This window comes from candidate division KSB1 bacterium (genome assembly GCA_022562085.1).
Classification (GTDB): domain Bacteria; phylum Zhuqueibacterota; class Zhuqueibacteria; order Oceanimicrobiales; family Oceanimicrobiaceae; genus Oceanimicrobium.
On sequence record JADFPY010000416.1, the window covers coordinates 437 to 3,591 of the forward strand.

The 3,155-nt window shown below is 42.1% G+C and carries 5 protein-coding genes; 1 reads left to right on the forward strand and 4 read right to left on the reverse strand.

Annotated elements, in window-relative coordinates:
- Nucleotides 1–88 precede the first annotated feature (88 nt).
- The 4 genes from IH879_21495 to IH879_21510 all read right to left on the reverse strand — a co-directional run bounded on the left by IH879_21495 (nt 89) and on the right by IH879_21510 (nt 2,704).
- Nucleotides 89–691, reverse strand: coding sequence for a sigma-70 family RNA polymerase sigma factor (locus IH879_21495; GenBank protein ID MCH7677502.1), 603 nt, complete (start codon nt 689–691; stop codon nt 89–91).
- A gap of 169 nt (nt 692–860) precedes the next feature.
- Nucleotides 861–1,550 (reverse strand): hypothetical protein, encoded by a 690-nt coding sequence (locus IH879_21500; protein MCH7677503.1) that lies wholly within the window; start codon nt 1,548–1,550, stop codon nt 861–863.
- Between the two features lie 627 nt (nt 1,551–2,177).
- Nucleotides 2,178–2,483, reverse strand: coding sequence for a hypothetical protein (locus IH879_21505; GenBank protein MCH7677504.1), 306 nt, complete (start codon nt 2,481–2,483; stop codon nt 2,178–2,180).
- The gene (locus IH879_21510) at nt 2,477–2,704 is read right to left on the reverse strand and encodes a sigma 54-interacting transcriptional regulator (GenBank protein ID MCH7677505.1); all 228 of its coding nucleotides are present in this window, start codon (nt 2,702–2,704) and stop codon (nt 2,477–2,479) included. Before IH879_21510 ends, IH879_21505 begins: the two co-directional genes overlap by 7 nt.
- Before the next feature lie 91 nt (nt 2,705–2,795).
- Between IH879_21510 and IH879_21515 the strand changes: the two genes are divergently transcribed.
- On the forward strand, nt 2,796–3,026 hold the full coding sequence (locus tag IH879_21515) for a hypothetical protein (protein MCH7677506.1): 231 nt from the start codon (nt 2,796–2,798) through the stop codon (nt 3,024–3,026).
- Nucleotides 3,027–3,155 lie beyond the last annotated feature (129 nt).

Sequence of the window (3,155 nt, forward strand, 5' to 3'; positions counted from 1 at the left end):
CTTCCTTTAATTTTTGCTCGTTGAATATTTGGTTTTAGAAACACTATTTGATTTCAGCAATAACGACTCATAGTTCCTCCCTGTTCGATTAAGCTAAATTAATGCAGTTTGTAAAACCATTTGCGACAGCATATTTTGTTAAAGATCGAGCCAACATTTTCCGGCCGCGATTCAGCCGGGACATCACGGTGCCAAGGGGACAGTCAAGCGCTTCAGCAATCTCCTTGTACCTGAGGCTGTAAACATCACATAGGATTACGACAATGCGATATTCGTCGGCCAGCCTATCCAGGGCTGCTGCAATCGTGTCGTCAAAGAGCTCCTCATAATTTTCAATGAATTCGAATCCAGGGTTTCCAGCAAGCTCACTTTTGTTCTCCTGTGTTAACATTGCACAAATCTGGTCGAAATCCACTCTTTCCGGAATTTTTTTTTTGATTCGATACTCCGTGTTAAAGTTGTTGGCGAGGATGCGAAACATCCAGGCCTGAAAATTGGTGCCGGGTTCAAACCGATGAAAGAAACGAACCGCCTTCAAGTAAGTATTCTGAACGAGATCTTCCGCATCAAGTTGGTTTCTGGTCATTCTGAGTGCGGTGCTATAAAGGCGACCCATCGAGGGTAGCGCCAGGGATTCGAATTCCTGCATTTGGTTTCCTTTTGCAGCGGATAGTTGCAAAAAATTTCTCATTTGAAATATCCCTCCTCAATTAGTCTGTTCGACCGAAACACTTTCCATCGAACCCGGACTTTTTGTAAGTCTCAATGAATAGGTATCGCACCGTAGCCATTGGGCGGGAATGACTTAGAGCAGGGAACCAAAGAAAGTATCGAGCCATTTGGCAAAATTAACATAACAATCAAACAGCTGCCCACAAATGAACTAATGGGTTTTTCATCATATCATACATGTGGGGGTGCCGAACATATAGCACATTTTCCTGCTCCCTCAGGATTCGAAGAACATTGGGCACAATTCCCACACGACTTTTTACGAGAGGTCCGCTTTCTTTCGTATACGAAATTGATGCTGCAATCTGAATGTCACTCATCCGTAAACCTGGCTGACGATAATCCGGAACCTGAATCTCTTTCTCAAAGGTCACAGCCTTTCGGGTTTCCAAATCTTCTACAAATATTCGTAAAACATATTCGCCAGGCTTGACTGGCGAAGTGAATTCGATCAACCGATCTAGTCGTAGGCGATCAATCTCCTTAAAGGTTTTAACCTTAATGGAATCGATAACACTCTGATTGAATAGCTGCTGCCCTGAATAATCATACATTTCCCGAGTCAGTTTGTAACTCGCGAAAAACCCATCCCGGAATTTAACAAATATCAAATGTTTTGTCGATACCTGGCAGAATATTTTTAACAAAGTCTTTTCGTGCTCGTCAGATCTAAAGGTCAGAAAATCAACGGCAAATGTTATATTGCCGGAACCGCCGCCGGGGAAAACCTCCTGGGGGAAGCCAAAGAAAAACAAAACCAGACTGCAAAAAAACAGAGGGGTCAGTATGATTAGATTCCGTCCGTGCTTTTTCATCATTTTTGATCTTGCTCACTTGTTAATTATCTGACCAACGGGTCGCAGCCAAATTCATTAGCCCCTCTGAGCTGCGACTGGACCATTGGTTTTGGTCTGTCCTTAATAAAAAATGACTCCTTGCGATATTTTTTTAATGCCATTTCTGTGCCAAATGCTGTTAACTAAGAAACAGCATTTCGGGAATTGCTAAGAAGTACCAAAAAAACAATCACTAAGGGCAGGCAGGTAGACTTCAACCGGGAATGAGAAGACTTTTGGAAAAGATCGAGAAGCCTTCAGGATATGATGAGTCTTTTATGATATAAGGATCATATGAGAACGAGTTGCAAGATTGTCTTGTCATTCCAGAATAACAGAAGGCCTGTAAAGCCAGCGGCATATCATCTCGACGAAACGCACGCGCGAATCACCAAAAGATGTCATCTCGAACGAAGCAGGAGATCTGATTACAATTTAGCGACTTTAATTATGGATTCCACAGTTAGTGCCATTGCAGATTCCTCCCTGCGTGGTCGGAATTACATTAGTTTTTAGTTTTATTTATATAGACAATTATTAAAGAGATTGGCTGACATTTCTCAGCAACTCGTTTTCAGAAGAGCTCGATATAAATTCGGAAGGATCATTTTAAACCGTATGCTCGAGGCGGTAATAAAATGCAGGCGGGGTACGATTCAGAAGTTTGGCTGCTTTGCTCTTATTATATTTTGCAAGCTCCAGCGCTTGCTTAAGTAGACTCTTTTCCAATTCCTCTAACCATATTCCACTTTCCGGAAGCCTAATGTCATCAGTTGAGAATTCCGGGGCTGAAACAACTTCCATGAAATTCAAGTGTTCCTTCCTAATTACATTACCATCAGTAAAAAGAACAGCCCTCTCAATCACGTTACGCGGTTCACGAACATTTCCCGGCCACCGATGCTTAATCAGCATTTCTTTTGCACCGCCATCGAGCTTGAATTTTTTTTCGATTGAAGAGCATAGTCATCAATAAAAAAATCTGCAATCAGAGGAATGTCTTCGGGACGTTCTCGCAGCGGAGCAACCCGTATTTTGTAAACATGAAGTCGAAAAAACAAGTCTTCACGAAAGTTGTCCTGCTCAACTAATTGCTTAAGATTCCTGTTTGTGGAAGATGTTAGAAAAGAACACAACCGAATCTGTTGTACGGGAAATCAGGTGGAATACTAGAAGAAAATACTCAGCAGAGGAGAAAATTTCTGTTCACCAGCGGAAGAACTGGGTTTGCGCGCCGGTACTGTGCAGGCAGTTATTGAAGAAGAAGAGATGCTGCTCGGTGGGGATATTATTCTTAAAGTTGGTGGCATAGGATTGGGTGCAAAGTTCACGGGATTGGAGGACATTCGCGGTTATCTCAACAAACTAAAAGACGGTGAAACCTGGACTGTTACCGTACTCAGGGCAGGACAGGTAATTAAGCTTTCCTCGAAAGTAAAACGGGGGGCAATGAATTAGCCACCGAGCCTCGTATAATGATTGTTAAAAATGGTTTGCTTTTTCGCTTCATTTATGCAATCTAAAATTTCACAATTTTTTCACAATGGTTGTCATGTTAGATAATGTTGCCTGATGTAAAAACAAGTA